Source organism: Streptomyces sp. NBC_00620 (genome assembly GCF_026341825.1).
Lineage (GTDB): Bacteria > Actinomycetota > Actinomycetes > Streptomycetales > Streptomycetaceae > Streptomyces.
The window spans coordinates 2,520,296-2,544,706 of the sequence record NZ_JAPENY010000002.1; the positions used below are offsets into that span (position 1 = coordinate 2,520,296).

Annotated in this window: 22 protein-coding genes; 8 read left to right on the forward strand and 14 right to left on the reverse strand. The window is 71.8% G+C overall.

Annotated elements, in window-relative coordinates; genetic code table 11:
- Positions 1-145: 145 nt before the first annotated feature.
- Both OG246_RS30590 and OG246_RS30595 read right to left on the reverse strand, forming a co-directional pair.
- Positions 146-1,198: a YncE family protein gene (locus OG246_RS30590; RefSeq protein WP_266470380.1), complete on the reverse strand. Its 1,053-nt coding sequence runs from the start codon at positions 1,196-1,198 to the stop codon at positions 146-148.
- Positions 1,199-1,280: 82 nt separating this feature from the next.
- Positions 1,281-3,059, reverse strand: coding sequence for a hypothetical protein (locus OG246_RS30595; protein ID WP_266470382.1), 1,779 nt, complete (start codon positions 3,057-3,059; stop codon positions 1,281-1,283).
- 156 nt (positions 3,060-3,215) lie between these two features.
- On the opposite strand from OG246_RS30595, the gene fes reads away from it, so the two are divergent.
- Entirely contained in the window at positions 3,216-4,478 is a 1,263-nt protein-coding gene (gene fes / locus OG246_RS30600; protein WP_266470384.1) for an enterochelin esterase, read from the forward strand.
- Between the two features lie 41 nt (positions 4,479-4,519).
- Here the strand turns inward: fes and OG246_RS30605 are convergent, their stop codons facing one another.
- Genes OG246_RS30605 through OG246_RS30640 form a run of 8 tightly spaced genes read right to left on the reverse strand, consistent with a single transcriptional unit; the run spans position 4,520 to position 14,194 of the window.
- Entirely contained in the window at positions 4,520-4,711 is a 192-nt protein-coding gene (locus OG246_RS30605) for an MbtH family NRPS accessory protein (protein ID WP_266470386.1), read from the reverse strand.
- Positions 4,708-8,613 (reverse strand): amino acid adenylation domain-containing protein, encoded by a 3,906-nt coding sequence (locus OG246_RS30610; RefSeq protein ID WP_266470394.1) that lies wholly within the window; start codon positions 8,611-8,613, stop codon positions 4,708-4,710. Before OG246_RS30610 ends, OG246_RS30605 begins: the two co-directional genes overlap by 4 nt.
- A complete protein-coding gene (locus OG246_RS30615) occupies positions 8,610-8,840 on the reverse strand; it encodes a phosphopantetheine-binding protein (RefSeq protein WP_266470397.1) in 231 nt (76 codons plus the stop codon). The genes OG246_RS30610 and OG246_RS30615 overlap by 4 nt, the downstream gene beginning before the upstream one ends.
- 5 nt (positions 8,841-8,845) lie before the next feature.
- A complete protein-coding gene (locus OG246_RS30620; protein WP_266470399.1) occupies positions 8,846-9,478 on the reverse strand; it encodes an isochorismatase family protein in 633 nt (210 codons plus the stop codon).
- Positions 9,479-9,494: 16 nt separating this feature from the next.
- Positions 9,495-11,168 (reverse strand): (2,3-dihydroxybenzoyl)adenylate synthase, encoded by a 1,674-nt coding sequence (locus tag OG246_RS30625; RefSeq protein ID WP_266470402.1) that lies wholly within the window; start codon positions 11,166-11,168, stop codon positions 9,495-9,497.
- Positions 11,165-12,361 carry an isochorismate synthase gene (locus OG246_RS30630; RefSeq protein ID WP_266470405.1) on the reverse strand — a complete coding sequence of 399 codons (1,197 nt, stop codon included), beginning with the start codon at positions 12,359-12,361 and terminating at the stop codon, positions 11,165-11,167. Before OG246_RS30630 ends, OG246_RS30625 begins: the two co-directional genes overlap by 4 nt.
- Positions 12,362-12,419: 58 nt before the next feature.
- Positions 12,420-13,211, reverse strand: a complete 792-nt coding sequence (locus OG246_RS30635; RefSeq protein WP_266470407.1) for a 2,3-dihydro-2,3-dihydroxybenzoate dehydrogenase — start codon at positions 13,209-13,211, stop codon at positions 12,420-12,422.
- Positions 13,208-14,194, reverse strand: a complete 987-nt coding sequence (locus tag OG246_RS30640; protein ID WP_266470409.1) for an ABC transporter substrate-binding protein — start codon at positions 14,192-14,194, stop codon at positions 13,208-13,210. Before OG246_RS30640 ends, OG246_RS30635 begins: the two co-directional genes overlap by 4 nt.
- Positions 14,195-14,459: 265 nt before the next feature.
- Between OG246_RS30640 and OG246_RS30645 the strand changes: the two genes are divergently transcribed.
- From OG246_RS30645 to OG246_RS30655, 3 genes are read left to right on the forward strand one after another with little or no spacing between them, the layout of a single operon-like run.
- Positions 14,460-15,461: an iron ABC transporter permease gene (locus tag OG246_RS30645; RefSeq protein WP_266471028.1), complete on the forward strand. Its 1,002-nt coding sequence runs from the start codon at positions 14,460-14,462 to the stop codon at positions 15,459-15,461.
- A complete protein-coding gene (locus OG246_RS30650) occupies positions 15,458-16,522 on the forward strand; it encodes an iron chelate uptake ABC transporter family permease subunit (protein WP_266470412.1) in 1,065 nt (354 codons plus the stop codon). The genes OG246_RS30645 and OG246_RS30650 overlap by 4 nt, the downstream gene beginning before the upstream one ends.
- A 22-nt stretch (positions 16,523-16,544) precedes the next feature.
- Complete coding sequence (locus tag OG246_RS30655) at positions 16,545-17,438, forward strand: ABC transporter ATP-binding protein (protein WP_266470414.1); 894 nt, start codon at positions 16,545-16,547, stop codon at positions 17,436-17,438.
- Here the strand turns inward: OG246_RS30655 and OG246_RS30660 are convergent.
- Genes OG246_RS30660 through OG246_RS30675 form a run of 4 tightly spaced genes read right to left on the reverse strand, consistent with a single transcriptional unit; the run spans position 17,407 to position 20,927 of the window.
- The gene (locus tag OG246_RS30660; RefSeq protein WP_266470416.1) at positions 17,407-18,504 is read right to left on the reverse strand and encodes a cell wall metabolism sensor histidine kinase WalK; all 1,098 of its coding nucleotides are present in this window, start codon (positions 18,502-18,504) and stop codon (positions 17,407-17,409) included. The genes OG246_RS30655 and OG246_RS30660 overlap by 32 nt on opposite strands.
- Positions 18,504-19,247 (reverse strand): response regulator transcription factor, encoded by a 744-nt coding sequence (locus OG246_RS30665; protein WP_266470418.1) that lies wholly within the window; start codon positions 19,245-19,247, stop codon positions 18,504-18,506. The genes OG246_RS30660 and OG246_RS30665 overlap by 1 nt, the downstream gene beginning before the upstream one ends.
- A complete protein-coding gene (locus OG246_RS30670) occupies positions 19,216-20,703 on the reverse strand; it encodes a glycosyltransferase (protein ID WP_266470421.1) in 1,488 nt (495 codons plus the stop codon). The genes OG246_RS30665 and OG246_RS30670 overlap by 32 nt, the downstream gene beginning before the upstream one ends.
- On the reverse strand, positions 20,703-20,927 hold the full coding sequence (locus OG246_RS30675; RefSeq protein ID WP_266470424.1) for a hypothetical protein: 225 nt from the start codon (positions 20,925-20,927) through the stop codon (positions 20,703-20,705). The genes OG246_RS30670 and OG246_RS30675 overlap by 1 nt, the downstream gene beginning before the upstream one ends.
- Positions 20,928-21,167: 240 nt before the next feature.
- Here OG246_RS30675 and OG246_RS30680 point away from each other — a divergent pair, with 240 nt between their 5' ends.
- The 4 genes from OG246_RS30680 to OG246_RS30695 are packed head-to-tail and all read left to right on the forward strand — an operon-like array spanning position 21,168 to position 24,405.
- Positions 21,168-21,818: a GntR family transcriptional regulator gene (locus OG246_RS30680; protein ID WP_266470427.1), complete on the forward strand. Its 651-nt coding sequence runs from the start codon at positions 21,168-21,170 to the stop codon at positions 21,816-21,818.
- Between the two features lie 45 nt (positions 21,819-21,863).
- Positions 21,864-22,616 (forward strand): PIG-L deacetylase family protein, encoded by a 753-nt coding sequence (locus OG246_RS30685; RefSeq protein WP_266470430.1) that lies wholly within the window; start codon positions 21,864-21,866, stop codon positions 22,614-22,616.
- Complete coding sequence (locus OG246_RS30690) at positions 22,613-23,323, forward strand: 4-carboxy-4-hydroxy-2-oxoadipate aldolase/oxaloacetate decarboxylase (RefSeq protein WP_266470432.1); 711 nt, start codon at positions 22,613-22,615, stop codon at positions 23,321-23,323. The genes OG246_RS30685 and OG246_RS30690 overlap by 4 nt, the downstream gene beginning before the upstream one ends.
- Positions 23,320-24,405 carry a 4-oxalomesaconate tautomerase gene (locus OG246_RS30695; RefSeq protein WP_266470434.1) on the forward strand — a complete coding sequence of 362 codons (1,086 nt, stop codon included), beginning with the start codon at positions 23,320-23,322 and terminating at the stop codon, positions 24,403-24,405. The genes OG246_RS30690 and OG246_RS30695 overlap by 4 nt, the downstream gene beginning before the upstream one ends.
- Positions 24,406-24,411 lie beyond the last annotated feature (6 nt).

Sequence of the window (24,411 nt, forward strand, 5' to 3'; positions counted from 1 at the left end):
CCGTCTCACTCATTGACAGGATTCCTGTCAATGGGGTGGGGCGATGCTAGCACGCGTCGTTACTGCCCCGGCAGATCCGGGGGCCCTGCCCATCGCGCGGCTGCGACGGGCAGGACCCCCGGACGAGTTGTGGACGTGCCGTGTCTCAGCGACCGAGGCTGATGCGGGTCACCAGGTCTTCGCCCGCCGGGCCGGAGCCCGACTTGTCCACCACGTACGCGGTGCCGTCGGCGACCTCGACGTAGTTCGGGTTGGCGCCGGTGGCCACGGTCTCCACGACGGCCCCTTCGCGCGGGTCGACCACCGTGACGTTGGCGGCCGTACGGTTGGCAACCAGGACATTGCCCGAACGCTCGTCGGTGGCCACGGACAGGGCACCCGCCCCGGTGGCCACGGACTTGGTGACAGTCCCCTCCTTGAGGTTGACGACCGAGACGGTGCCGGCCGCCTGGTCGGCGGTGTAGGCGAACCGGCCGCTCTTGGACAGCGAGACCGAGATCGGGCCGTCACCCGTGGGGATGAGCCGCGGGGTCTCGGAGCCGCGGGACACCTCGATGATCCGGTCGCCGGCCAGATCGGCGGCGTACACCGTGCCGGTCTTCTCGTTCACGGCGAGGCCCGTCGGGCTGGAGCCCTCGACCGTGACGCGCTCCTTCTCCTCGAAGGTCTTGCTGTCGTAGGCGACGAGGGTGCCGGAGCCGAAGGCGCTCGCCCACACCGTGTTGTGCCGCTCGTCGACGACGATCTCGCGGGCGTGCGCCACGTCCGGCAGCGTGGCGAGGTGCTCGCCGGTCTTCTGGCTGTAGACGGCGACGGTGTTGCTGCGGGTGTTCGTCGTCCAGACGGTGTTGTGCTCGTCGTCGACGGCGACACCGTAGACGGCTTCGAGGGCACCGGTGGTCGCGTCGGTGACCGGCGGCGTGTACGTCGCCTCGATCGCCAGGGTGTCCGGGTCGACCTTCAGCAGGCTGGAGTTGGTGACCGGCGGCCGGCCCACGGCGGTGGTGACCCACAGGGCGTCGTTCCGCTCGGAGTACGCCGACTGGTACAGGCCTCTCACCAGCGGTGCGGAGGTGACGGCCGAGCCGGTCGCTGTGCCGGCCTCGGCGGTCGCGGTGCCGGTCAGGACCGCGCTGCCCGCGGCGAGGGCCACGGCGACCGCGGCGGTACGACGGATGGTGCGGGTGAATGAGGTCATGCGGTGTCGATCTCCTTGGTGGGATACGCCTCAAGGGCGCGGTGGATGGGGTGGGGGATGGATGTGGGGGTCTGTTGGGGTGTCAGCTCCCGGCCGCGTGCTGCGGTCGGCGGCGCAGGACGAACACCGTGGTGCCCGCGGCTCCGGCGGCGCCGCCGATGGCGGCGGCCGTTGCCGACCAGGCGATCGTCGCGACCGACACGGAGCTCTCGACCGATGCGGCCACGGCGGCGTTCGGTACCGTCTCCGGCGCTGCGGTGGCCGACGTCAGGCCGCTGCCCGAGTCCGCCGTCGTGCCCGGCTCGGTCACCGTGAATTCGACCTTGAGCGTGGTGGGCGGGTTGGGGGCGAGGAAGCGCAGCCAGTGCGCGCCCGCGGTGGTGTCGGCGGGGATGGCCACGTCGCCCTCGTACGAGCCTGCCGAATCCGCCTGCCACTGGCCGAGGATGCCGTCGTCGTCGAGCTTGATGGTGACGGTCTCGCCGGCAGGGAACTTCGTCACCTTGAAGTGCAGCGTGCCGCCGGGCTGCACCTGGCTTGCGGTGATCTCGGCCTTCGCGCCGGCCGAGTTGGACGCGCTGGCCGGGGCGCCCGAAGCGGCGGGGACCGGGGTGGCGGAGGCACTGGCGCTCGCACCGGACCCGCCAGCCGTGGCCGCGTCGGAACCGGAGGTCACGGTGAAGCCGGCCTTCAGGCTCGTCGCCGGGTTCGGAGCGAGGAAACGCAGCCAGTGGGCACCCTTGGCGGTCCCCGCCGGGACGGTGACGCTGCCGGAGAACGAACCGTCCGCGCCGATGCCCCCGGACCACTGCCCGATGATCTCGCTGTCGTCCAGCTTCACGGTGAGCTGCTCGCCGGCAGGGAAGCCCGTCACCTTGAAGGAGACCTTGCCTCCGGCGGCGACACTGGACCCCGCGGTGATCGTGGCGGACGTCCCGGTCGTGCTGCCGGAGCCGCCGCTCGTTCCCGAACCGCCGCTGGTACCTGATCCGCCGGTCGATCCACCGCTCGAACCGCCGCTTGAGCTCGAGCCGCCGCCCGTGGTTCCGCTGTCGGAGGCCGTTACCGTGATGTCGGCCTTCAGGCTCGTCGCCGGGTTCGGAGCGAGGACGCGCAGCCAGTGCGCCCCCGCCGAGGTGGAGGCGGGGACGGTGACCGTGCCCGAGAACGTGCCGTCGGAGCCCACGGCGCCCGTCCACTGACCGAGGATCTCGCTGTCGTCCAGCTTGACCGTGACGGTCTGCCCCTTGGTGAATCCGGAGAGCGTGAAGGAGACCTTGCCGCCCGCCGCGACCTTCGCACCGCTGGTGAGCTTCACCGCGGGCGTGGCCGTCGAAGTGGGAGTCGGAGTCGGCGTGGGGGTTGGCGTAGGCGTCGGAGTCGGAGTGGGCGTCGTGGCGTCGCCCGTCACCGTCAGGTTCTCGCTGCGGATGCTCGTCTGCGGCGCCAGGAAGCGCAGCCAGTGCTCGCCGCCGACGGTCGCGTCGGCCGGTACCGTCACGCTCCCCGAGACACTGCCGTCCGCGCCGATCGTGAACTGCTTGAGCAGCGTCTTGTCGTCGAACTTGATGCTCAGGGTCCCCCCGGCGGGGAAACCGGTCGCCGTGAACGACACTTCGCCGCCGGGCTTCACGGAGGTGGTCCCCAGTGTGACCGCGGGCGCCGCCGCGTCGGCCGCGAGCGCCACCGCGGGCGTGGTGTCCACCCCGTCCGAGGCCGCGGTGACGAACGGTACGGCCAGGGCGCCGAGACCGAGAGTCGCCCCGGCGGTGAGCGCGGCCATGCGGCCGACCCTGGCTCGGGCGGTACGGGCCGACGGCGTGGTGACGGAGGTGGGGGAGAAGGGTCTCTCGGAGGTCATGGTGGGTTGCTCCTGGATGCTGACGTGAGGGAAGTAGCGGGCACTCGGGCGCGATTTATCGGCGGTATCCGGTGCAAAAGGTGATGAAAAGTTAAATTAGGGTAGGCTAACCTAATAAATGCAGGTCAGTTCCCCCTTCATCCGGAGTCCAGCCGCATGTTCGAGCTCGTGCCGCCCGAGGGCGCCCCGCACCACCCGCCCCGACTGCCGCGCCCCTACGCGCTGCCGCGACTCCCGGAACCGGGCTGCCCGCTGCCCGCGCCGGAAGGCGTCGAGGAGTTCTGGGCCGGGATCCGCCGACGCGGCACCCCGCTCGTCTCGCCCGACCCCCGGGGCAGCGCCGACCATGTCGCCGTGACGTACCTGTGGCGCGGCACCCCCGCCACCCGCGCCGTCCAGGTCCTGCCGAACAAGCTCGGCGACCCGCGCGTCCCCGAGGGCAACCTGATGGAGCGGGTCCCCGGTACGGACGTCTGGCACTGGACGCTCCGCCTGCGCCACGACTGGCGCGGCACGTACGACTTCTACGTCGACGAGGGTGGGGGCGGCCCGGAGCCGGGCACCCCCGAGTACTGGCGATGGCTGCGCACCCAACGGCGCGCCGACCCCTTCAACTCCCGTTCGCTTCCCCGCCGTTGGAGCGGCGATCCCGTCCCGTACGCCGAACTCCCCGCCGCGCCGCGCGCGGTGGACTGGACGCCGAGGCCCGACGTCGCCCGCGGCACGGCCGCCGAGCACAAGGTGGAGAGTGCGCGCCTCGGAGGGACCCGGCGCGTCTGGTTGTACGAACCCCCCGTACCCGCCCGTGAGTTGGCGGACCTGCCCGTCCTGGTCCTGCTCGACGGCGAGCATTGGCAGCCGCGGCTCGGTCTCTCGCACCTCCTCGACAACCTCATCGCGACCGGCCGTATCCCGCCGCTCGCCGCCGTGCTGCCCGAGTCGGTGGACGCGGACACCCGCTGGGCCGAGTTGACGTGCCGTCCGGAGTTCGTCGCCTTCCTCGCGGACGAACTGCTGCCATGGGCGGCCGAGCGACTGCCGGTCACGCAGGACCCCGAGCGCACCGTGATCGCCGGCCAGAGCCTCGGCGGACTCACCGCCGCCTATGCCGGCCTCACGGCCCCGCACCGCTTCGGCAACGTCCTGGTCCAGTCGGGCTCGTTCTGGTGGCCCGTCGGCCCGGAGCCGGAGTGGCTGACCGGGCGTATCGCCGACGGTCCCCGGCTGCCGGTGCGCTTCCGCCTCTCCTTCGGCGAGCAGGAGTGGGTGGCCCTTCCCGCCGCCCGCCGCCTGCGTGACACCCTCGCCGCCGCCGGTTACGACGACGCCTCCTACCGTGAGTTCAACGGCGGACACGACTACCTGTGCTGGCGCACGGAACTGGCCGACGGGCTGGTGGAGTTGCTGTCCGGACCCTGAGCCGGAGCCGGGGTGCGCGGCGGCGGGGTGCACCGAGCCGGTCATCGCTGCCTCGCCTCCACCCGGCCCGCGCACGCCTCGTGCGGGGCCGGGCCGAACAGCGCGCTCCAGCCCTGCGGCACCGCACGCCAGGCCGGCCACAGCGACGACTGACCCCGGGCGTTCTCCAGCACCAGGTGGGTGTCCTGGCCCTCGGTCCCCGGATCGAACGGTCCGGACTGAAGCGGGGTCATGCGTCCAGCTCCTTCAAGCGGGCCGCGAGATGCGCGGCGATGTCGTCGAGGTGCCGGTCCCGCATCAACTGCGGGTGCGTGCAGTCCAGGTCGTGATTGACGACGGCTCCGGTCACGTGCGCGCGCCAGGCCTCGCGGGTGAGCCAGTCCTCGGCACGCGGCGCGGCGGCCGTGAAGAACAGCAAGTCGCCCTCGTACAGCCGGTGTTGGTGCTCGCGCATCATGCGGGCGTGGTTGGGCACGATGTCGACGATCTTCGACAGGGTGTGGTCGCCGAGTCCGGCCAGCGGGCTGCCCGCCCGACGCAGCGTGGCGAGTACGTCGTCCTTGGTGCGTTCGTCCGTGCGGTCGAAGCCCGCCATGCGCAGTACGGCGGTGAGCGCGTCGCCCTCCTCGGGGGCGGGCCGCTCGCGCCACTGCTCGGCCGGGAACGCGTCGAGCAGCGCCAGGAGTTCGACCTCCTCCCCGGCCTCCTGGAGCAGCACCGCAACCGTGTGCGCGAGGATCCCGCCGACGGACCAGCCGAGAAGGCGGTACGGGCCGTTTGCCTGGACCTCGCGGATCCGCTCGACGTAGTCCGCCGCCTCCTCCTGCAGCGTGCTGGGCAGCGGTTCGTCGCGGACCAGGCCCCGGGCCTGGATGCCGTACACGGGCTGACCCGGACCCAGCCGGGCGGACAGGCCCGCATAGCACCAGGAGATGCCGCCCGCCGGATGGAACGCGAACAGCGGAGGCCGGTCACCCTCGGCGCGCAGCGGCAGTACGACATCCAGCGCGTCCTCGGATGCGGACGTCGTTGCCACGGAATCGAGCCGGGCGGCGAGCGCAGCCGGCGTCGGGGCCTCGAACAGCGAGCCGATCGTCAGCTCGGCGCCGAGCTCCTCCCGTATGCGTGCCACCAGCCGCACCGCGAGCAGCGAGGTGCCGCCCAGGTCGAAGAACGCGTCGTCGGGACCGGCCTGTTCAACGCCGAGCACCTCCGCGAACAGCCGCGTCAGCGCCTCCTCGCGTGGATCTGAAGGGCGCCTGGCACCCTCGCCGCCGGCGAAGACCGGGGCGGGCAGTTCGCGGCGGTCCAGCTTGCCGTTGGGGCTCAGCGGGAAGGCGTCGAGCGCGACGACCGCAGCCGGGACCATGTGCTCCGGCAACTCGCGTGCCAGCGCCGCCCGTACGGCCGCGGGGTCTGCGCTCCCCGTCACGTACCCGACGAGCCGGTCGTCGAGGACCAGCGCACAGGCGCCGTCCACGCCGTCCTGTGCGGCCAACGCCGCCTCGATCTCGCCGAGTTCGATGCGCTGCCCGCGCAACTTCACCTGGTGGTCGGTGCGGCCCAGGTACTCGACCTCGCCCTGCTCCGTCCAGCGCGCCAGGTCGCCCGTGCGGTACATACGGCCCCCGGACGGGCCGAACGGGTCGGCCACGAACCGGGACACCGTCAGCTCGGCACGGTTCAGATAGCCGTCGGCCAACTGCGCCCCTGCCAAGTACAGTTCGCCAGGAATCCCTGGCGGGCAGGGCTGCAGCGCGGCGTCGAGCACGTACAGGCGGGTGTTCCACACCGGCCGTCCGATCGGCACCGGGCCCGTGCCCTGTGGGGCGCAGGCGTGGTAGGTGACGTCGACGGCGGCCTCCGTCGGCCCGTACAGGTTGTGCAGCCGTGCGCCCGGCAGCATGCGCCCGAAGGCGTTCGCGGTCTCGCGGGGAAGGGCCTCGCCGCTGCAGAAGACCCGGCGCAGGCTCTCGCACGCGGTGGCGTCCGCCTCCGCCAGGAACACCTGGAGCATCGACGGCACGAAGTGGCAGGTGGTGACGGCCTGTTCGCGTATCAGCCGGGCCAGATAGACGGGGTCCTTGTGACCGCCGGGCTCGGCGACGACGAGCGTGGCACCCTGGCGCAGCGGCCAGAAGAACTCCCACACGGACACGTCGAACGAGGACGGCGTCTTCTGCAGCACCCGGTCCTCGGCGCCGAGTCCGTACGCGTGCTGCATCCAGCGCAGCCGGTTGTCGATCGCCGCGTGCGGGACGACGACGCCCTTGGGGCGGCCGGTGGAACCGGAGGTGTAGATGACGTACGCGGGGTCGGCCGGAGTGAGCGCTCGCGGCGGGTTCACCCACGAGTGCGTGGACACGTCGAGCCCATCCAGGACGACGAGCGGGGTCCCGGTGTCCTCGGGGAGGCGACCTGTCCGGTCGGTGACGGCGCACACCGGCGCCGCGTCCTGAAGCATGTAGGTGAGCCGCTGCTCCGGGTAGTCCGGGTCGAGCGGCAGATACGCGGCGCCTGCCTTCAGCACGGCGAGCAGGGAGACGATCAGCTCCACCGAGCGGGGCACCGAGACCGCTACCACCGCACCTGGTCGGGCACCGAGGGTCTGCAGGTGCCGGGCCAGCCGGTTGGCGCGGGCGTTGAGATCCGCGTAGGTCAGGGAGGTGTCCCCGTACACCAGAGCCGTCGCGTCCGGGGTCCGCGCGGCACGCGACTCGATGGGACCGATGAGTGTGGTCGGCGGCAGCTCGCGGTCGGTGTGGTTGAACTCCTCGACGACCAGGGCGTGTTCGGCCGGAGTCGCGATGCCGTGGGCGGCGAGCGGCAGTTGCGCGTCGGTGCTGGCGAGCCCGTCCAGGAGATGCAGGAACCGGTCCTGGTGTGCGGCGAGTTCGGCGTCCTCGTACAGCGCCGGATTGCCGTCGTGGTCGATGCGCAGGCCGTGGCCGTCGGTGCGGTCGTAGATGTTGACCGTGAGGTCGTCGACCGGGCCGGCCGACAGGTTCCGCGCCCTCGTCGGCGCGCCCGCGAAGTCCACGCCGTAGTCGAAGGGCATGACGTTGACGAGCGGGCCGACCAGGCCGCGCATCTCGCCAAGCATTCCCAGGTCGCGGCGGATGTCCTCGTAGCGGTAGCGCTGGTGGCGGCGGACCTCGCGGATGCCGAGCACGACCTGCCGCACCAGCTCCGCGAAGGTCGCGTCGGGGGAGACCGTCAGCCGCAGCGGCAGCACGTTCATCACCATGCCCGGCACGCGCAACGCGACCGAGCCCATGCGGCCCATCATCGGCAGGCCGAGCACGACGTCCGACTGGGCGGTCGCCCGGGAGGTGTAGAGGGCCTGCGCGGCGATCAGGACGTCCGGCCAGGTCGCACGGCACCGGGCGGCGAGCTCGCGCAGGCCCTCCGTGGTCCGCGGCGGCAGGTACGTCGTACGGCGGCGGAACGTCCGTGAGGGCAGCGCACCGCGCCCGGCCAGTCGGGGTGCCTCAGGACGGTCGGCGAACGCCTGGGCCCAGTGCGCGCGGTCGGCCTCGAAGGCCTCCGAGGAGCGGTACTCGGCGTCGTCGGCGACGAGGTCGGCGAGCGCCCTGAAGGTGCGCGGCCCCGGCCTCTCGCCCCGTGCGAGCGCCGAGTACACCTCCGCGGTGCGCCGGACGAGGAGCGAGTAGCCGAAGCCGTCCATGACGAGGTGATGGATGCGCTGGTACCACAGCCACCGCCGTTCGCCGACGCGGAACAGGGCGTGCCGGAACAGCGGGCCCGCCGCGAGGTCGAAAGGTTCGGTGAGGTCGGCGCGCATCCACGCCTCGGCCTGCTCCTCGGCGTCCTTCGCTCCCCGCAGGTCGCGCACGGTCAGCGGCAGTTCGACCATGGTGGCGATGTGCTGGCGCGGGCCGTCCGGGGTGTCCTCGACACGTACGCGCAGCGAGTCGGCCTCGGCGACGACCTGCCGCAGGGCGGCGGCGAAGAGTTCCGGGTCGACCTTCCCCTCGATCTCCAGGCACTCCGCGGTGTTCTGCGCGGGGCTGAGCGGATCGAGGGCCTGCGCGTACCACATGCCCGACTGGGCGGCCGTCAGCGGCAGTTCGGTGACCTCCGTGCCCGTGTCGCCCGTCATGAGGACGGTCATGAGACGACCCCCAGCAGTGGCGCCCAGGCCTCGATCGCGGGCTGCTCGGCGAGGTCCGCGAAGGCCGCTTCGACGCCGTGCTCGCGGCGCCAGCGCTCCAGCAGGGCCATGACGCGGACCGAGTCGAGGCCGTAGTCCAGCAGGTTCTCGTCGACGGGTATGTCCGCGGGGGCCTCGCCGAGGGAGTCGGCGACGTCGCTGCGGATCTGCTCCAGGGTGAGGGCCATGGGGCTCACACCTCCTTGAAGATCGCGTCGGTGGTGGTCACGACCGCGCAGCGCCCCGCGGCCCAGCGCAGTGCCATGTCGTGGTCCTCGCGCGAGAAGTCGGCGACGGCGTCGGCGACGACGAACGCCTGGATGTCCCGCATCCACGCGTCGCAGGCGCTCATGAGCACCCCGATGTGCGCGTACACGCCGACGACGATCAGCTGGTCGCGGTCCTCGTCGCTGAGCTGCTCCTCCAGCCGGGTGCGCACGAACGCGCTGTACTTCCACTTGGTGAGCATCCGGTCGCCGGGCTGCGGCGCGACCACGTCCGGCACGCTGAGCGCATGCGGGTCGTTGGCGACACCGGGGCCCCAGAAGTCGAGCTGGAGCCCGCGCTGCCGGGGCGTCTGCCCGCCCCGCTGCGTCGAGTACACGACCGGTATGCCGAGGCTCCGGGCGCGGTCGAGCAGCCGGGCGGTGTTGTCGAGCATCCCGGTGAGGGGCGGTTCACCGGCAGGGAACGCGTCGAGAAAGTGGTTCTGCAGGTCGTGGACGAGCAGCACGGCGCGCGCGGGGTCGACGGTCCAGGCGACGCGGTTCGCGGGCAGCTCGTCCTCGGTGGGCAGGGGATAGGGGGCTATGGCCGGAAGTGCCATGGGAGATCTGGGCCTTTCAGTGCTGCTCGGCGACGGCGGTGGACCGCAGCTGCTTCTTGCTGACCTTGCCGATCCCGGTCTGCGGGAAGGCGTCGACGAACTCGACGAGATCGGGGACCTTGTAGGCGGCGACGCCGCGCTCGCGGACGAACCGCTTGATGGCGACGGGTTTCAGAGCATCGGCGCCCTCGCGCAGGATCACGTAGGCGAGGGAGCGTTCGCCGAGGTACGCGTCGGCCACCGCGACGACGGACACGTCGTGCACGGACGGATGGGCGAGGATGATGTTCTCGACCTCCTCCGGCGCGACCTTCTCGCCGCCCCGGTTGATCTGGTCCTTGGCCCGGCCCTCCACGACGAGGTGGCCGCTCGCTGTACGGCGCACGATGTCGCCGGTGCGGTAGAAGCCGTCCTCGGTGAAAGCTGTCGCGTTGTGCTCGGGAGCCCGCCAGTAGCCGCGGATGGTGTACGGGCCGCGCGTCAGCAGATGCCCGAACTCCCCGTCGGGGACGTCGAATCCGGCGTCGTCGACGATCCGGATCTCGTCGTCCGGGGAGATCGGCAGACCCTGCGTGGTGACGACCGTCTCCTCGTCGTCGTCGAGCCGGGTGTAGTTGACGAGCCCCTCGGCCATCCCGAAGACCTGCATCAGCCGGCAGCCCAGCGCGGGTGACAGCCGGCGCGCCGCCTCCTCGCTGTATTTGGCGCCGCCGACGAGCACCAACTTCAGGCTCGACAGGTCGTGTTCGGTCCCCGGACCGGCCTCTGTCCACACCAGCGCGAGCGGCGGAACCAGCCCCGTCATGGTGATCCGCTCCCGCTCGACGAGGGGGAAAGCGGTCGCCGGATCGGGCCCGGGACACAGCACGGCGGTGCCCCCGGCGTACAGCACGCCCAGCCAACCGGGCGAACTCATCGGGAAGTTGTGCGCGGCAGGCAGCACGACCAGGAAGCGGGTGTCCGCGTCGACACCGCAGATCTCGTTGGAGCCCCACAGCGAGTACAGGTAGTCGTCGTGCGTGCGCGGAATGAGCTTCGGTACGCCCGTCGTGCCGCCGGACAGCTGAAGGAACGCCAGCTCGTGCGGCTCCGGACAGGAGAGCGCCTCGGACGGGTCGCCCTCGCCAGAGGGCACCTCGGACGGGTCGCACGCCACCTCGGCCAATGCCGTGTGCTCACCGGGATCGCCGACGACGAAGACGTGCCGCAGGCTCGGCGTGCGTTCCTTGACCCGTGAGGCCAGTACACGGTGGTCGAAACCCGCGTGCTTGTCGGGGATCACATAGGCGACGGCCTCGGTGAAGGAGCAGAAGTAGCCGATCTCCGTCTCGCGGTGCGCGGGCAGCGCGTACACCGGGAGCGCGCCGATGCGGAACAGCGCGAAGACGACCTCGAAGAACTCGCCGGCGTTCGGGAGGTGCAGGACGACCCGGTCGCCCTTGGATATCCCGCGCGCCGCGAACCCGGCGGCCAGCCGGTCGGCGCGCTCGTCCAGTTCCCGGTAGGTCCAGGTGCGCCGCTCGGGCGCCGGGTCGACGAGGGCGATCCGGTCGGGATGGGCGGCGGCGCGCTCGCGCAGCATGCCTCCGAAGGTCTCGCCGCGCCAGTAGCCCGCCTTGCGATAGCGCTCGGCGAACTCGGCCGGCCAGGTCGGTGCGTCGACGCCTGGGGTGGTGGCGAGAGGAGTCACAGCGAGGCCCCCACGGCACTGAGGAACGTACGGAACTTGGCGCCCGTCTCAGCCGTCTCGGCCTCCGGCGACGAGGCGGCCACCACACCCGCCCCCGCGAACAGCCGCAGCGAGCGCCCCTCGGCCTCGGCGCAGCGGATCGTCACGACCCACTCGCCGTCACCGTCCGCGTCCTGCCAGCCGACCATGCCGGTGTAGGGACCGCGGTCGAAGGGCTCCAGCTCGGCGATGACGGCACGGGCCACCTCGGTAGGCGTGCCGCACACCGCCGGAGTGGGGTGCAGGGCGGACGCCAGGTCGAGGGCGGAGACGGCGGGGTCGGCGAGTTCGCCGGTGACGGTCGTCGACAGGTGCCACATGGCCGCCGTACGCACCAGGGTGGGCCGCTCCGGCACCTCAAGGCGGGTGCAGAACGGTGCGAGTGCCTCTCGTACGGCGGCGACGACGACGGCGTGTTCGTGCAGGTCCTTCGGGGACTCCAGCAGGGCCGCAGCGCGTCGGACGTCCTCGGCGAGGTCGGGGCTGCGTTGCGCGGAGCCGGCCAGCGGGTTGGCGGTCAGGAGTCCGCCCCGGCGGGCGACGAGGAGTTCGGGGCTGGCGCCGATGAGCGTGCGGCCGGGGCCGCTGGGGACGGCGAAGGTGTATCCGGCCGGGTCCCGGCGCGCCAGTCGGCGCAGCATGGCGGGCAGGTCCGGCTCGCGCGGGGAGGTGAGCTCCAGGGTGCGGGCGAGGACGACCTTGTCGAACTCCCCGGCCCGCATCCGCCCGACGGCGGCGGCGACCGCCTCGCCGTAGCGTGCGGCGGCCGGAACTGCCGTCACCTGCCAGTCGGTTCGCTCGTCGGTGTCGGGTACGGGCAGCGCGATGAGCGGGTCCTCGCGCAGCGGCGGAGCCCACCGCACGGACTCCGGGACGGCGAGTGAGGGCGGGGCGTCCGGGGCGAAGGGCAGTGAGCCCACGACGATCGGAGCCGGGGCGCCCGCGCGCCTTCGCGCGTCGAGGACCTCCCGCACCCGGCGCGCCAACGGCCGTGTGTCGTGGGGTATTTCGGCAGCGGTGCCACGGCCGAGGAGGGTGTGCCGGGGAGAGGCGAGGAACCGGTCCGTGCCGGGGCGGTAGGCGTCGAGCAGGGCGGTCGCCGTGCCGGGGGACACCAGGGTGGGGGTGACGGCTTCGTGCAGGGATGCAGACATGGGGTGTCTCCAGTGGGGGAGAGGTGGCACGACCGTGGTCGGTGCGGCGGGGGCCGGTTCAGGCCCGGAGGGTGGCGCCGCCGTCGACGTACAGGTCGTGCATGGTGACGTGACGGGCACGGTCGGAGACGAGGAAGGCGACAGCGTCGGCGATGTCGGCGGGGTCGGCGATCCGGCCGAGCGGGATGCCCGTGCGGTGTGTCGCGAGGTCACCTTCGATGACGCGCCGGGTCGCTTCCTCCTGGTCGGTGGAGGCGGTCCACAGCGCGCGCTGCATGTCGGTGAGGGTCGAGCCGGGGGAGACGGTGTTGCACCGGACGCCCCGTGAGGCCACCTCCAGGCCCAGGCATTTGGTGAACATCACGGCCGCGGCCTTCGAGGCGGCGTAGGCGGCCAGTCCGGCGCGGGGGATACCGGCCGCGTTCGAGGCGACGGTGACGATGCTGCCGCGGCCGCGCACTGCCATCCGGCGGGCGACGGAACGCGAGACGTGGAACACGCCGTTGGTGTTGACGGCGAAGGTGGCCGCCCAGTCCTCGTCCGTCAGGTCCAAGACGTCCGAACTCCTGAGGATTCCGGCGACGTTGACCGCGATGTCCAGCGGTCCGAGGGTGCGCTCGGCCTCAGCGACCAAGGCCTCGACGGCGGCGGCGTCCGTGACGTCGAGCGGGCGGGCGGTGACCTGCTCGCCGTACTTGTCGGCGAGGTCCGGCACGTTCTCGAAGGCCAGGTCGGTGGCGAGGACGCGGGCGCCCTGCTCGAGGAGCGCCGCAACCACCGCCTCGCCGATGCCCCGGCCCGCGCCGGTCACCAGGGCGAGCCTTCCGGCGAGCTCGGTTCCGGTGCTCACTTGACCATGGCCTTCCGGATGTCGTCGAGCACCGAGACGGCCGCCTCGGCGCCGCCCAGGCTCGTCCACTTGGAACCGTCGATCACGGTCGCGTGCTTGTCCTGTACGGCGCTGAGCTGCTTGTACGCCGCCTTCTTGGCCAGCGCGGCGAGCAGTGCGGCGTCCGAAGTGCCCGGGTCGAGGGTGCCGATGAACAGCCAGTCGCCGTCGATCTCCTTGAGGTTCTCCTCGCTGATCGGCGTCGAGTGGCCCTCGCCCTGATCGGCCTGGATTCCGGGCCGCTCGAAGCCGAGGTCCTTGAGGACGTCGCTGATGAACACGCCCTGCTGCATGACGGCCGAGCCCTTGGCCGAGTAGCGCGTCACGGAGACGCTCGCTCCGGCCCGGTCGCCGAGGTCCGTCTTCAGGGCCGCGACCTTCGCGTCGTACTCGGTGAGGAATTTCTCGGCCTCGTTGGTCCTGCCGAGCACCTTGCCGGTGAGTTCGAGCGACTTCTTCCAGCTCTTGGTGCCGTCGATCGTGACGACGGTGGGGGCGATCTTCCGCAGCTGCGCGAGTACTTGCTCGTCGGCGAGCTGCCCGGCGAGGATGACATCCGGCTTGGCCTGGACGACCTTCTCGATGTCGGGGCCGGTCACGGCGCCCACCACGGGTATGTCCTCGGCCTTGTCCGCGAGGTAGGCGGGGGCGCCCGTCTGGCCGCGGCCGGCCGTCAGGCCCACCGGCTCGACGCCGAGGGTGAGCGCCGAGTCGAGGTCCATCTCGCTGAGCGCGACGACCCGTTCGGGCGCGGCGGGAACCTTCACCTCGGTGCCGGTGGCGTCGGTGACCTTGGTCGTACTCGCCGCGCTCGTGCCACCGGAGCCGGCGCTTTTCTCCGAGGATCCACAGGCGGTCACGACCAGCGCGCAGGCGGCGAGAAGAGCGGCCGAAACGGCGGGGCGGGCGATGCCACGGGAGGGGAAGAGCGGGTTCGGCGCCATGGCCTTGGATCTCCATAGGTGTTCGAGAGCAGGTGGTCGCGGAAGCGGGCTTCCGACGTCAACATCCGTGCACAGCAAGGCAGTTGATGTGCGTTCAGGCATGCTGAAGCTGTCGGTTCCGATGGGTTCGGAACGTCGGAACTTAGGTTAGCCTAACCTTATGAAAAATTGGACGTCAACAAATGTGTCAACAATCCGGGGGGTGCGAGCCATCGACCGGGCCGGATCCGGCCGGCCACTCCCGTCGGAGACGCGCCCCGTCCTCCTGGCCACCGCGGGGCTCGTCCTCCTGCTGCCGGCCCTCGTGCTGCTGTCGCTTCTCATCGGCACCGGATCCAGCTCCGTCGGCGGCGCCTGGGACTACCTGGTCGGCGACCCGGCGGCCCGCGCGGACGCCCAACTCCGGCTGGCCGTCATGGACGTACGCCTCCCGCGCACCCTCGCCGCCGTACTCGTCGGCGCCTGCCTCGGCACGGCCGGCTGCCTCCTCCAGGCCGCGACCCGCAACCCCCTCGCGGAGACCGGGCTGCTCGGCGTCAACTCCGGCGCCGCCTTCGCCGTAGTCCTCGGACTGACGTACTTCGGCGCGTCCTCGTCCGCCGCGCTGATGGTGTGGGCCCTGCTCGGCGGCATGACCGCGAGCGCCGTCGTCCTGCTGCTCGCCGCGTCCGGGCGCGCCGCCGGCTCCCCGCTGCGGCTCGTCCTCGTGGGCTCCGCGCTCGGCGCCACCTTCCACGGCCTCACGTCGTACGTCCTGCTCGGCACCCGGTCGACGTACGACACCTACCGCTACTGGACGATCGGTTCGCTCGCCGGAGTCGAGACCGCCGACCTCCTGCCCCTGCTGCCGCTCGCCGCCCTCGGTCTGCTCGTCGCGCTCGGCAGCGCCCGCCCGCTGTCGGCCCTCGGCCTCGGCGACGACATCGCCCGCTCGCTCGGCCACCATCCCGGCCGGATCCGACTGATCGTGGCAGGGGCCGTGTCGCTCCTCGTCGGCTGCGCGGTCGCGGTGGCGGGCCCCATCGCCTTCCTCGGACTGCTCGCGCCCTACGCCGCCCGAGCCCTCACCGGGGCACGGATGGCCCCCCAACTCGTCCTGTCCGCAATGATCGCGGCCGATGTCATGATCCTCGCCGACATCCTCGCCCGGATCGTCATCCGGCCCTGGGAGACGCCGGTCAGTGTGCTGCTCGCCTTCGTGGGCGGGCCGCTGCTCGTGTGGATCGCCCGCTCGTCGCGCCTCTCCACAGCGGGAGCGGCGGCATGACAGAAGTGACATCACGGGATGTGACTCCGCCCGACAGCACGGTGCTGCGCACCGGCGGCCTCTCCTGGCTCTTCCCGCGCCGCGGCGCGCTCGCCGTCGCCGTCCTCGTCCCCCTGCTCCTCGTCCTCATCGCCCTTGCGGTGCTGGCGAGTTCGACCGGGATGAGCCTGTCCCAGACCCTCTCCGGACTGCTCGGCACCGGCGACGCCGGGACCGTCATGATCGTGCGGGACTTCCGGCTGCCACGCATCTTCGTCGGCCTCATGGTGGGCGCCGCCCTCGGTATCGCCGGCTGCCTCACCCAGACCCTCGCGGGCAACCGGCTCGCCACCCCCGACCTCGTCGGCGTCAACGAGGGCGCCACCGCGGCCGTCGTCGCCTCGGCGGCCGGCTCCGCGACCGGCATGGTGGGCGACTGGTGGCTCGGTCCGCTCGGCGCCGTCGCCGCCGCGGTCCTCGTCGTCCTGTGCGCGGGCGGAGCGGGCGCCGCCGGCTACCGCGTCCTGGTGGTCGGCATCGGCGTCTCCACGTTCATCGGCGCCGTGAGCGACCTCATCATGTCCCGCGAGAACGACAACACCGCGGGCGGCGTGTTCCTTTGGGCCGTCGGCAGCCTCAACGGGCGCGACTGGAACGTCGGTACGCCGCTGCTGATCGCCCTGCTGTTCCTGGTCCCCCTCTCACTGGCGGCCGGGCACCGCCTCCAACTCCTGCGATTCGACGACGACATGGCGGCCTCGCTCGGCGTCGACCTGCGACGGATACGCGCGGCCGCGCTCGCCCTCGCCGTCGCTCTCGCAGGCGTAGCCGTGGGCGTCGGCGGCCCCATCGCCTTCGTCGCCCTCGCCGCCCCGATCCTCGCCCAGCGACTGGCCGGACCCACCCGAGTCCCGGTCCTCGGCTCCGCCCTGACCGGCGCCGCACTCATCGCCGCGGCCGACGCGCTGGGCCGGGTCGTCGCCCCCGTCGAACTCCCCGTCGGTGTCGTCACCAGCGTCCTCGGCGGCCCCTTCCTCCTCTGGGTCCTCTTCCGCCCGGACCGGACCACCGGAAAGGCCTGACCTCCCCATGCACGATCACCCCATGGCCGACGCGAGAGGTGCAGTGCCCGGCCTCGAAGTCCGCGCACTGCACGCCGGTTACCCCGGCCGCCCCGTCGTCCAGGACGTCGACCTCACCCTCCCCGCCGGGCAGGTCGCCGCCATAGTCGGCCCCAACGGCTGTGGAAAATCAACCCTGTTGCGCGCCATCGCCCGGCTGCACCGGCCCGAGTCCGGCACGGTCCACGCCGACGGAGCCGACATCTGGAGCCTCGGCCGACGGCAGGCCGCCCACCGGGTCGCCCTGCTCCCGCAATCGCCGCGCGCCCCCGAAGCCGTCACCGTGGCGGGGCTCGTGCGCTACGGCCGCCATCCCCACCAGGGCCTGCTGCGCCAGTGGTCGCGCGAGGACGAGCAGGCCGTACGCGACGCACTGGAGGCCACCGGTACCACCGAACTGGCCGCCGAACGCCTCGACCGGCTCTCCGGCGGACAACGCCAGCGCTGCTGGCTCGCGATGGTCCTGGCCCAGCACACGCCCGTCGTCCTGCTCGACGAACCCACCAGCGCCCTCGACCTCGGACACGCCGTCGACGTCCTCGAACTCGTCCGCGAGGTCGCCGCCACCGGCCGCACCGTCGTCATGGTCCAGCACGACCTCGCCGCCGCCGCGCGCTACGCCGACACCGTCATCGCCATGAAGAACGGCCGCGTCATCGCCCAGGGCGTCCCCCGCGACACGGTCGACGAGGCCCTGGTGAAGGAGCTCTACGCCCTGGACGCCGACATACTCCAAGCCCCCGGAGACGCCTCGCCGGTCGTCGTACCGCGCGCCCGCCGGACGGACGCACGACCGGCGTCCGCGCTCCCTTCGCCGTCACCGGCAGCCTCCGCGCCTCCTTCGCTCACTTCGGCGCCGTCGGCAGCCACAGAGTGAAGGTCGCCCCCTTGCCCGGTCCCGGCGACGCCGCGGTGACGTCTCCCTCGTGGGCCCGGGCGATGCCCCGGGCGATGGTCAGGCCGATGCCGCTGCCGCCGGCCGGGGCGGGCCGCCCCGGGTGCTCGAGGCGTTCGAAGCGGCTGAAGATCCGGTTCAGGTCGTGCCCGGGGATGCCGACGCCGTCGTCCGTGACGCGGACGAAGACGCGGGGCTGCGGACCGGCTTCGCCGTGCACGGAGACCGACACGTTGCCGTGCGCATCACACGCGATCAGCGCGTTGCCGAGCAGGTTCACCAGGACCTGGGTGACCCGGTCGGGATCGCAGAAGGCGATGACCGGTGCGTCCGCCACGACGGTGAGGTCCACTCCCTGGCCGTCGTACTGGGGGCGCAGCCGCTCCGCCGTGGCCCGGGCCAGCGCGGCGACGTCCGCGTCCTCGTAGTGCAGGGCGAAGGCTCCCTCCTCGACCCGCGACAGACTCGAGAGGTCGGACGCCAGCCGCCGCAGCCGGTCGAGGTCGTCGGAGAGCGAGGCGAACATCGCGTCGTCCGGTGTGAAGATGCCGTCGGCCATGCCCTCGATCTGGCCGTGCAGGATGGTGATGGGGGTCCGCATCTCATGGGCGATCTCGGAGACAAGGCGGGCGCGCCGCCGCTCGGTGTCGGCGAGCGCGGCCGCCAGTGTGTTCACGTCCTCGACCAGCGCGGCGAAGCCCGGCTCGCTGGGCAGTTCGAGGACGGTGTCGTAACGCCCTTCGGCGAGCCGGCGGGTGGCCGCGCGGATGGTGTCCAGCGGGCGTACCAGGAACCGGGACAGCACGACGGCCGCGAGGACGGCGGCCGCGACCCCGGTCCAGAAGCCGATGTTGTCGGGGTCGACGCGGTGGTTCCAGGGGCCCCTGACCAGGATCTTGGCCACTGCTGTCGCCCCCAGTGTCACCACCAGGACCGTGACATGGGAGAGCACCAGACGGTTGCGGAGCGAGAGGCGGGAGTGGACCCGCCGCAGCCGGGCACGCCAGGTGCCCGAGGGGCGTGCGGCGGTGTCTTTTCCCTTGGCCACTATGGCGTGTCCTGTGGGTTCGGGGCCGGTACGCCCTGGGCGGGACGGCCGATGAACCGGTATCCCACGGCCCGTACGGTGCCCACGAATCGGGGCGCGTTCGCGTCGTCGCGCAGCGCCCGCCGCAGCGTACGAATGTGTACGTCCACGAGTCGTTCGTCACCGAAGAAGTCCTCGCCCCACACCTGGGTGAGCAGACCGCGCCGGGTGAACACGCGGCCGGGAGCACGGGCCATGGCGACCAGCAGGTCGAAGTCGAGGGCGGACAGTTCCGCCGTATGGTCGCCGTCGATCACGACCGTCCGCGTGGCCGGATCGGCGATGAGGCCGTCGAAGCGGAGTGTGCCGTCGTCGTCCGGAGCCCCTCCGGGGCCGTTGTCGGTGCGCCGCAGGATGGCCCGTACCCGCAGGGCGAGTTCGCGTGGGCTGAACGGTTTGGTGACGTAGTCGTCGCTGCCGTTGGTGAAGCCGATGAGCCGGTCCACCTCTTCGGTCCGCGCGGTGAGCATGATGACGGGGACCTGGCTGGACTGCCGGATCCGGCGCAGTACCTGGAAGCCGTCGAGGCCCGGCAGCATCACGTCGAGGACCACCAGGTCGGGCCGGTTCTGGGCGACGGCCCGCAACCCGGAAGGCCCGTCGGCGGCCTCCACCACCTGGAACCCGTCCGCCTCCAGATAACCGCGCACGGTCATCCGGATCTTGGGTTCGTCATCGACGACCAGAACGCGCTGTGTACTCATCGTGCTCACTTTCCGGCACAGGCGTGGCAAGGGTCCCGGCCACTGCTGCGGATTCTCCGGCGGCCCGGAGGTACAGGTCCTCGAATGCCGCCAGCGTACGGCGGATGTCGTGCTCGGCGACGATTTCCCTGCCGGCTTCGCCCATCCGCAGGCGGGCCACGGGATCGCGAAGAAGGAGGTTCTCCGGCATGAAGTGGTTGGTGGCCACCACGGGTGTCCCACGCCGCTGTGCGGCGGCCGCCAGCGCCCGGCAGACGGAGAAGTGGGACTGGATGTGCACCACGTCAGGGGAGAGCCGGTCCAGCAGACGGGCCATGGGCCGGGCGGTCTGCCAGGGCAGGCAGACGCGGAAGGCGGGATGGAAAAGGGTTCGGTGGGAGGCGATCCGGTGCACGGTGATCCCCTTCTCCACGGCGGTACCGGGGCCCGCCTCCGTCGCGGGGCAGACGATGTGGACCTCGTGCCCCCGGCCCAGGAGCCCCTCGGCGAGCCGCTGGGTGAAGTTCGCGGCGCCGTTCACGTCCGGCGGGAAGGTGTCGGCGCCGATGACGATTCGCTGGGAGCGGGGGCCTTGCAGGACGTACTTCGGCGGTTCTGAGGGTCGACTACCCGCGGTGAGGTGGGGAAAGGGAGTTGAACGGGTGATGTGGAGCACCCCCGTGAGCGCCAGCGCCCAGCAGGCCAGGGCTGTGCCGACGGTGGCCGGGGCGAGCCCGGGGGCCTCGCCGAGCAGACCGACCCCGATCACCACGGCGACGAACGGATCGACGAGGGTGAGGCAGGCGACCGTGACCTCGGGCGGCCCCGCGGCCTGGGCGCCCTGCGTGAGCCAGAAACCGGCGAGGGCTGCGAGGCCCAGTCCGGCGAGCGTGCCGCACAGCGCCCCGCTCACACCGGATGACGTGAACTCCTCACCGGCCGCCCGCAGTAGCACCGACATACAGCCGTAGGCGCTCCCGGCGCCGACGGCTCGCGCCACACAACGGCCTTGGCCGGGCAGCACGTTGGAAAGCCCCGCGCAGCAGGTCACGATCAGCAGGACCAGGGCCCCGGCCTGGAACTGGGCCGCCGTCGTGACGGAAGTGGCGACGGTGGCACCCGAAGCGATCACCGCGAAGGTCCCCGTCCCGACGACGATCGCGGCCAGCGCCAGCCCCGTGGCCCGGTCGAGCCCAGTACGGCGGACCCGCAGTCCCCAGAGCACGCTCACCACGACGGCACTCACACCGAGCGGTTGCACGACGGTCACGGGCGCCAGTCGCAAGGACGTGATGTGCAGTGTCGTACCGGCTCCCAGCAGGGCGAGCCCGGCCAGCCAGCGCGGTCGCCGCACGACAGCAGACAGCGCGGTCGGCTTCTCTCGGGAGACTTGGTGGGTCGCGTCGTACTGGAGTCGCGCGCCCGCCGCGTAGCAGCACGCGTTCAACAGGCTCAGGATGATGGCCAGTTCGGTCATCAACGCCTCCGGCCGACGCGCAGCATGTCGGCCATCGCGAACAGCAGGGCGATCTCAAGACCCAGCATCACCCGCTCGGCCAGTGAGGCGCCCGCCGCATGTCGGTGCACCAGTCCGCTGAGGGCGAGCAGGGCCGAGCCGGTGAGGGCGGAGTGCGCCGCCGACGCCGGCCGGCCGTGACCACCGTGGTCGGCAGCGGCGTGCGGTGAGAGGAGAACGTGCATGACCGCCAGACAACGGGCGGCCGATAAGTCACGTACCACTCGCCGTATGAAGCTTCCGTGAAGCGGAGCCCGGTGCTCCTGACCGGGGCTACGCAGCGACCGTTGCGGGAGAGGCGGTTCAATACCGCTGTGGCGGGACCGTAGCGTCGTCGAAGTGCAGCGGCAATATGGAGAACAAAATTGTTGACAATCTTGTTGGACTAGATTTAGGTTCGACAGGCACTCACTCAGGGAGGGCACATGCCGAAAGAAGCCCGTCCGAGCACCGGAGAGCAGGCCAAGCAGCACGCGCTCACGCAGCTGCGGCAGGCGATTCTGCGCGGCGACATGGCACCGGCCCAGCGGCTGGTGGAGAACGAGCTCGCTGAGCAGTTCGGTGTGACACGGGCCAGCGTCCGGGCAGCGCTGATCGAGCTGGAGTCGGAGGGACTGGTAGAGCGGATCCGCAACCGGGGATCACGGGTGCGGGTGGTGACGGTCGAGGAAGCGGTGGCCATCACCGAGTGCCGTATGGCCCTCGAAGGGCTGTGCGCGGCCAAGGCGGCCGTCGCGGCCAGCGACGAACAGCTGGCCGAGCTGGCGGACTTGGGCAAGGCGATGACCAAGGCCGTGGCCGACGGCGAGCCGATCACCTACTCCGAGCTCAATAGCGAAGTGCACGCCCGGGTAAGGCAGTTCAGCGGCCAGCAGGTGGCCGTGGAGCTGCTGGATCGGCTCAACGCGCAGCTGGTGCGTCACCGTTTCCAGCTCGCGCTCAGGCCAGGTCGGCCACAGCAGTCCCTGAGCGAGCATCTGGCCATGATCGAGGCGATCACGGCCAGGGACCCGCAGGCGGCCGAAGCGGCCGTCCGCGCCCACCTCAGCAGCGTGATCGACGCGTTGCGCGACTGACGCGGCCGAGGCGGGCGCACACCTGTCCACCAAGGAGAGTTGAGCATGACGCACGGCTACGCGCCCGCCACCCCACCACGATCAACGCTTGTCGTCACCGCGCATGCCGGAGATTTCGTGTGGCGGGCCGGTGGCGCGATCGCCCTGGCCGCCTCCCGCGGAGAGAAGGTCACCATCGCGTGCCTGACCTTCGGCGAGCGCGGCGAGTCCGCCAAGGCCTGGCGCGAGGGCAGGAACCTCGAGGAGATCAAGGCGATACGCCGCGAGGAGGCCGAGAAGGCCGCCGCCACCCTCGGCGCCGAGGTCCGCTTCTTCGACGCCGGCGACTACCCGCTGGTCGCCACCGCCGAGCTGACCGACCAGCTGGTGGCCGTGTACCGCGAGACCCAGCCCGACGTCGTGCTCACCCACCCCGTCGAGGACCCGTACAACGGCGACCACCCGGCCGCCAACCGGATGGCGCTCGAGGCCCGCGTCCTCGCGCAGGCCATCGGCTACCCCGGCCCGGGCGAGATCATCGGCGCCCCGCCGGTCTTCTACTTCGAGCCGCACCAGCCCGAGATGAGCGGCTTCAAGCCCGAGGTGCTCCTCGACATCACCGAGGTCTGGGAGACCAAGCGCAAGGCGATGGAGTGCCTCGGCGCCCAGCAGCACCTGTGGGACTACTACACCGACCTCGCCGTCCGCCGCGGCGTCCAGCTCAAGCGCAACGCGGGTCCCAACCTGGGCCTGGCCCACAAGACCATGGCCGAGGCCTACATGCGCCCCTACCCGCAGATCGCGAAGGAACTGGCATGAGCGGCGTGATCATCACCAACCCGCCGAAGGCGGACCTCAAGGACGTCGAGGCGCTCGCCGGATACGGCGTCGCCACCGTCCACGAGGCGATGGGCCGCACCGGTCTGCTCGGCACGCACCTGCGCCCGGTCCAGCAGGACACCCGGGTCGCCGGTACCGCGGTCACGGTGCTCAGCTGGCCCGGCGACAACCTCATGATCCACGCGGCGGTCGAGCAGTGCGGTGAGGGCGACATCCTGGTCGTCACCACCACCTCGCCCTCCACCGACGGCATGTTCGGCGAGCTGTTCGCCACCGCGCTCAAGCAGCGCGGGGTGCGCGGAGTGGTGACCAACGCGGGCATCCGCGACACCGCCGAACTGCGCGAGATGGGCTTCCCGGCCTGGGCCGCCGCGGTCAGCCCGCAGGGCACCGTCAAGGCGACCGGCGGGTCGGTCAACGTGCCCGTGGTGATCGGCGGCCAGCTCATCCGTCCCGGTGACGTGATCCTCGCCGACGACGACGGCGTGGTCTGCGTGCCCCGTGAGCAGGCCCGCCAGGCGGCCGAGGCGTCCGAGGCCCGTGAGAACAAGGAGGCCGCGACCCGCGCCGCCTTCATCGAGGGCCAGCTCGGACTCGACCGGTACGGCCTGCGCGAGACCCTCGTACGTCTCGGCGTGACCTACCAGTCGTACGACGACCACGTGCGGGACGGAGCCGAGTCGTGACAGTGCCTGACGAGGCGCGCTGCATGCTCATGCGCGGCGGCACCTCCAAGGGCGCCTACTTCCTGGCCGAGGACCTCCCCGCCGACGCCGGAGCCCGCGACGACCTGCTGCTGCGCGTCATGGGCAGCCCCGACCCGCGCCAGATCGACGGCCTGGGCGGGGCGCACCCCCTGACCAGCAAGGTGGCCGTGGTCTCCGCCTCGGCGGACCCGGAGGCGGACGTCGACTACCTGTTCCTTCAGGTCGGGGTCGACAGGCCCGAGGTGTCCGACCGGCAGAACTGCGGCAACCTGCTCGCCGGGGTCGGCCCGTTCGCCGTCGAACGCGGACTGGTCGCCGCCGGGGACGGACGGACGTCCGTACGGATCCGCATGGTGAACTCCGGGGACCTCGCCGTCGCGAGCTTCCCCACCCCGGGCGGGCGCGTCGACTACTCCGGCACGGCCGAGATCTCCGGTGTGCCGGGGACGGCCGCGCCGGTCGTGATCGAGTTCCCGCAGGGCTCCGGTCCGCTGCTGCCCACCGGACATGCCCGCGACATCGTCGCCGACACCCCGGTGACCTGCGTGGACAACGGAATGCCGACCGTCCTGATCGCCGCAGCCTCCCTCAAGGTCACCGGCTACGAGAGCCCCAAGGACCTGGAGGAGGATCTGACCCTGGCCGACCGGCTCCGGGAGATCCGGCTCGAGGCCGGCAAGCTGATGGGGCTCGGCGACGTGGAAGGCACCACGGTGCCCAAGCTCAGCCTGCTGGCGGCGCCGCTGGACGGCGGCGCGGTCATGACCCGCACCTTCATCCCGGTGCGCTGCCACACCTCGATCGGGGTCCTGGGCGCCGCCAGCGTCGCCGCGGGACTGCGCGTCGAGGGCGGCGTGGGCGAGGGCGTGGCACGCCTGCCCGCACAGGGGGACCGGCTGCGCATCGAGCACCCCAGCGGGTTCCTCGACATCGAAGCCGGTATCGCATACGACGCCGAGGGCGTCCCCGTGGCCCGACGCACCGCCGTCGTCCGCACCGCACGAAAAATCTTCGACGGCACGGTCTTCGCCCGGCCGGCCGGAGCCGCACAACACCTGTAAGGAGGC

Excerpts from the sequence above, each read along its gene's own strand:
- OG246_RS30590 (WP_266470380.1), bottom strand. The coding sequence starts at position 1,198 with ATGACCTCATTCACCCGCACCATCCGTCGTACCGCCGCGGTCGCCGTG.
- OG246_RS30595 (WP_266470382.1), bottom strand. The coding sequence starts at position 3,059 with ATGACCTCCGAGAGACCCTTCTCCCCCACCTCCGTCACCACGCCGTCG.
- fes (WP_266470384.1), top strand. The coding sequence starts at position 3,216 with ATGTTCGAGCTCGTGCCGCCCGAGGGCGCCCCGCACCACCCGCCCCGA.
- OG246_RS30605 (WP_266470386.1), bottom strand. The coding sequence starts at position 4,711 with ATGACCCCGCTTCAGTCCGGACCGTTCGATCCGGGGACCGAGGGCCAG.
- OG246_RS30610 (WP_266470394.1), bottom strand. The coding sequence starts at position 8,613 with ATGACCGTCCTCATGACGGGCGACACGGGCACGGAGGTCACCGAACTG.
- OG246_RS30615 (WP_266470397.1), bottom strand. The coding sequence starts at position 8,840 with ATGGCCCTCACCCTGGAGCAGATCCGCAGCGACGTCGCCGACTCCCTC.
- OG246_RS30620 (WP_266470399.1), bottom strand. The coding sequence starts at position 9,478 with ATGGCACTTCCGGCCATAGCCCCCTATCCCCTGCCCACCGAGGACGAG.
- OG246_RS30630 (WP_266470405.1), bottom strand. The coding sequence starts at position 12,361 with ATGTCTGCATCCCTGCACGAAGCCGTCACCCCCACCCTGGTGTCCCCC.
- OG246_RS30640 (WP_266470409.1), bottom strand. The coding sequence starts at position 14,194 with ATGGCGCCGAACCCGCTCTTCCCCTCCCGTGGCATCGCCCGCCCCGCC.
- OG246_RS30650 (WP_266470412.1), top strand. The coding sequence starts at position 15,458 with ATGACAGAAGTGACATCACGGGATGTGACTCCGCCCGACAGCACGGTG.
- OG246_RS30655 (WP_266470414.1), top strand. The coding sequence starts at position 16,545 with ATGGCCGACGCGAGAGGTGCAGTGCCCGGCCTCGAAGTCCGCGCACTG.
- OG246_RS30665 (WP_266470418.1), bottom strand. The coding sequence starts at position 19,247 with ATGAGTACACAGCGCGTTCTGGTCGTCGATGACGAACCCAAGATCCGG.
- OG246_RS30670 (WP_266470421.1), bottom strand. The coding sequence starts at position 20,703 with ATGACCGAACTGGCCATCATCCTGAGCCTGTTGAACGCGTGCTGCTAC.
- OG246_RS30675 (WP_266470424.1), bottom strand. The coding sequence starts at position 20,927 with ATGCACGTTCTCCTCTCACCGCACGCCGCTGCCGACCACGGTGGTCAC.
- OG246_RS30680 (WP_266470427.1), top strand. The coding sequence starts at position 21,168 with ATGCCGAAAGAAGCCCGTCCGAGCACCGGAGAGCAGGCCAAGCAGCAC.
- OG246_RS30685 (WP_266470430.1), top strand. The coding sequence starts at position 21,864 with ATGACGCACGGCTACGCGCCCGCCACCCCACCACGATCAACGCTTGTC.
- OG246_RS30690 (WP_266470432.1), top strand. The coding sequence starts at position 22,613 with ATGAGCGGCGTGATCATCACCAACCCGCCGAAGGCGGACCTCAAGGAC.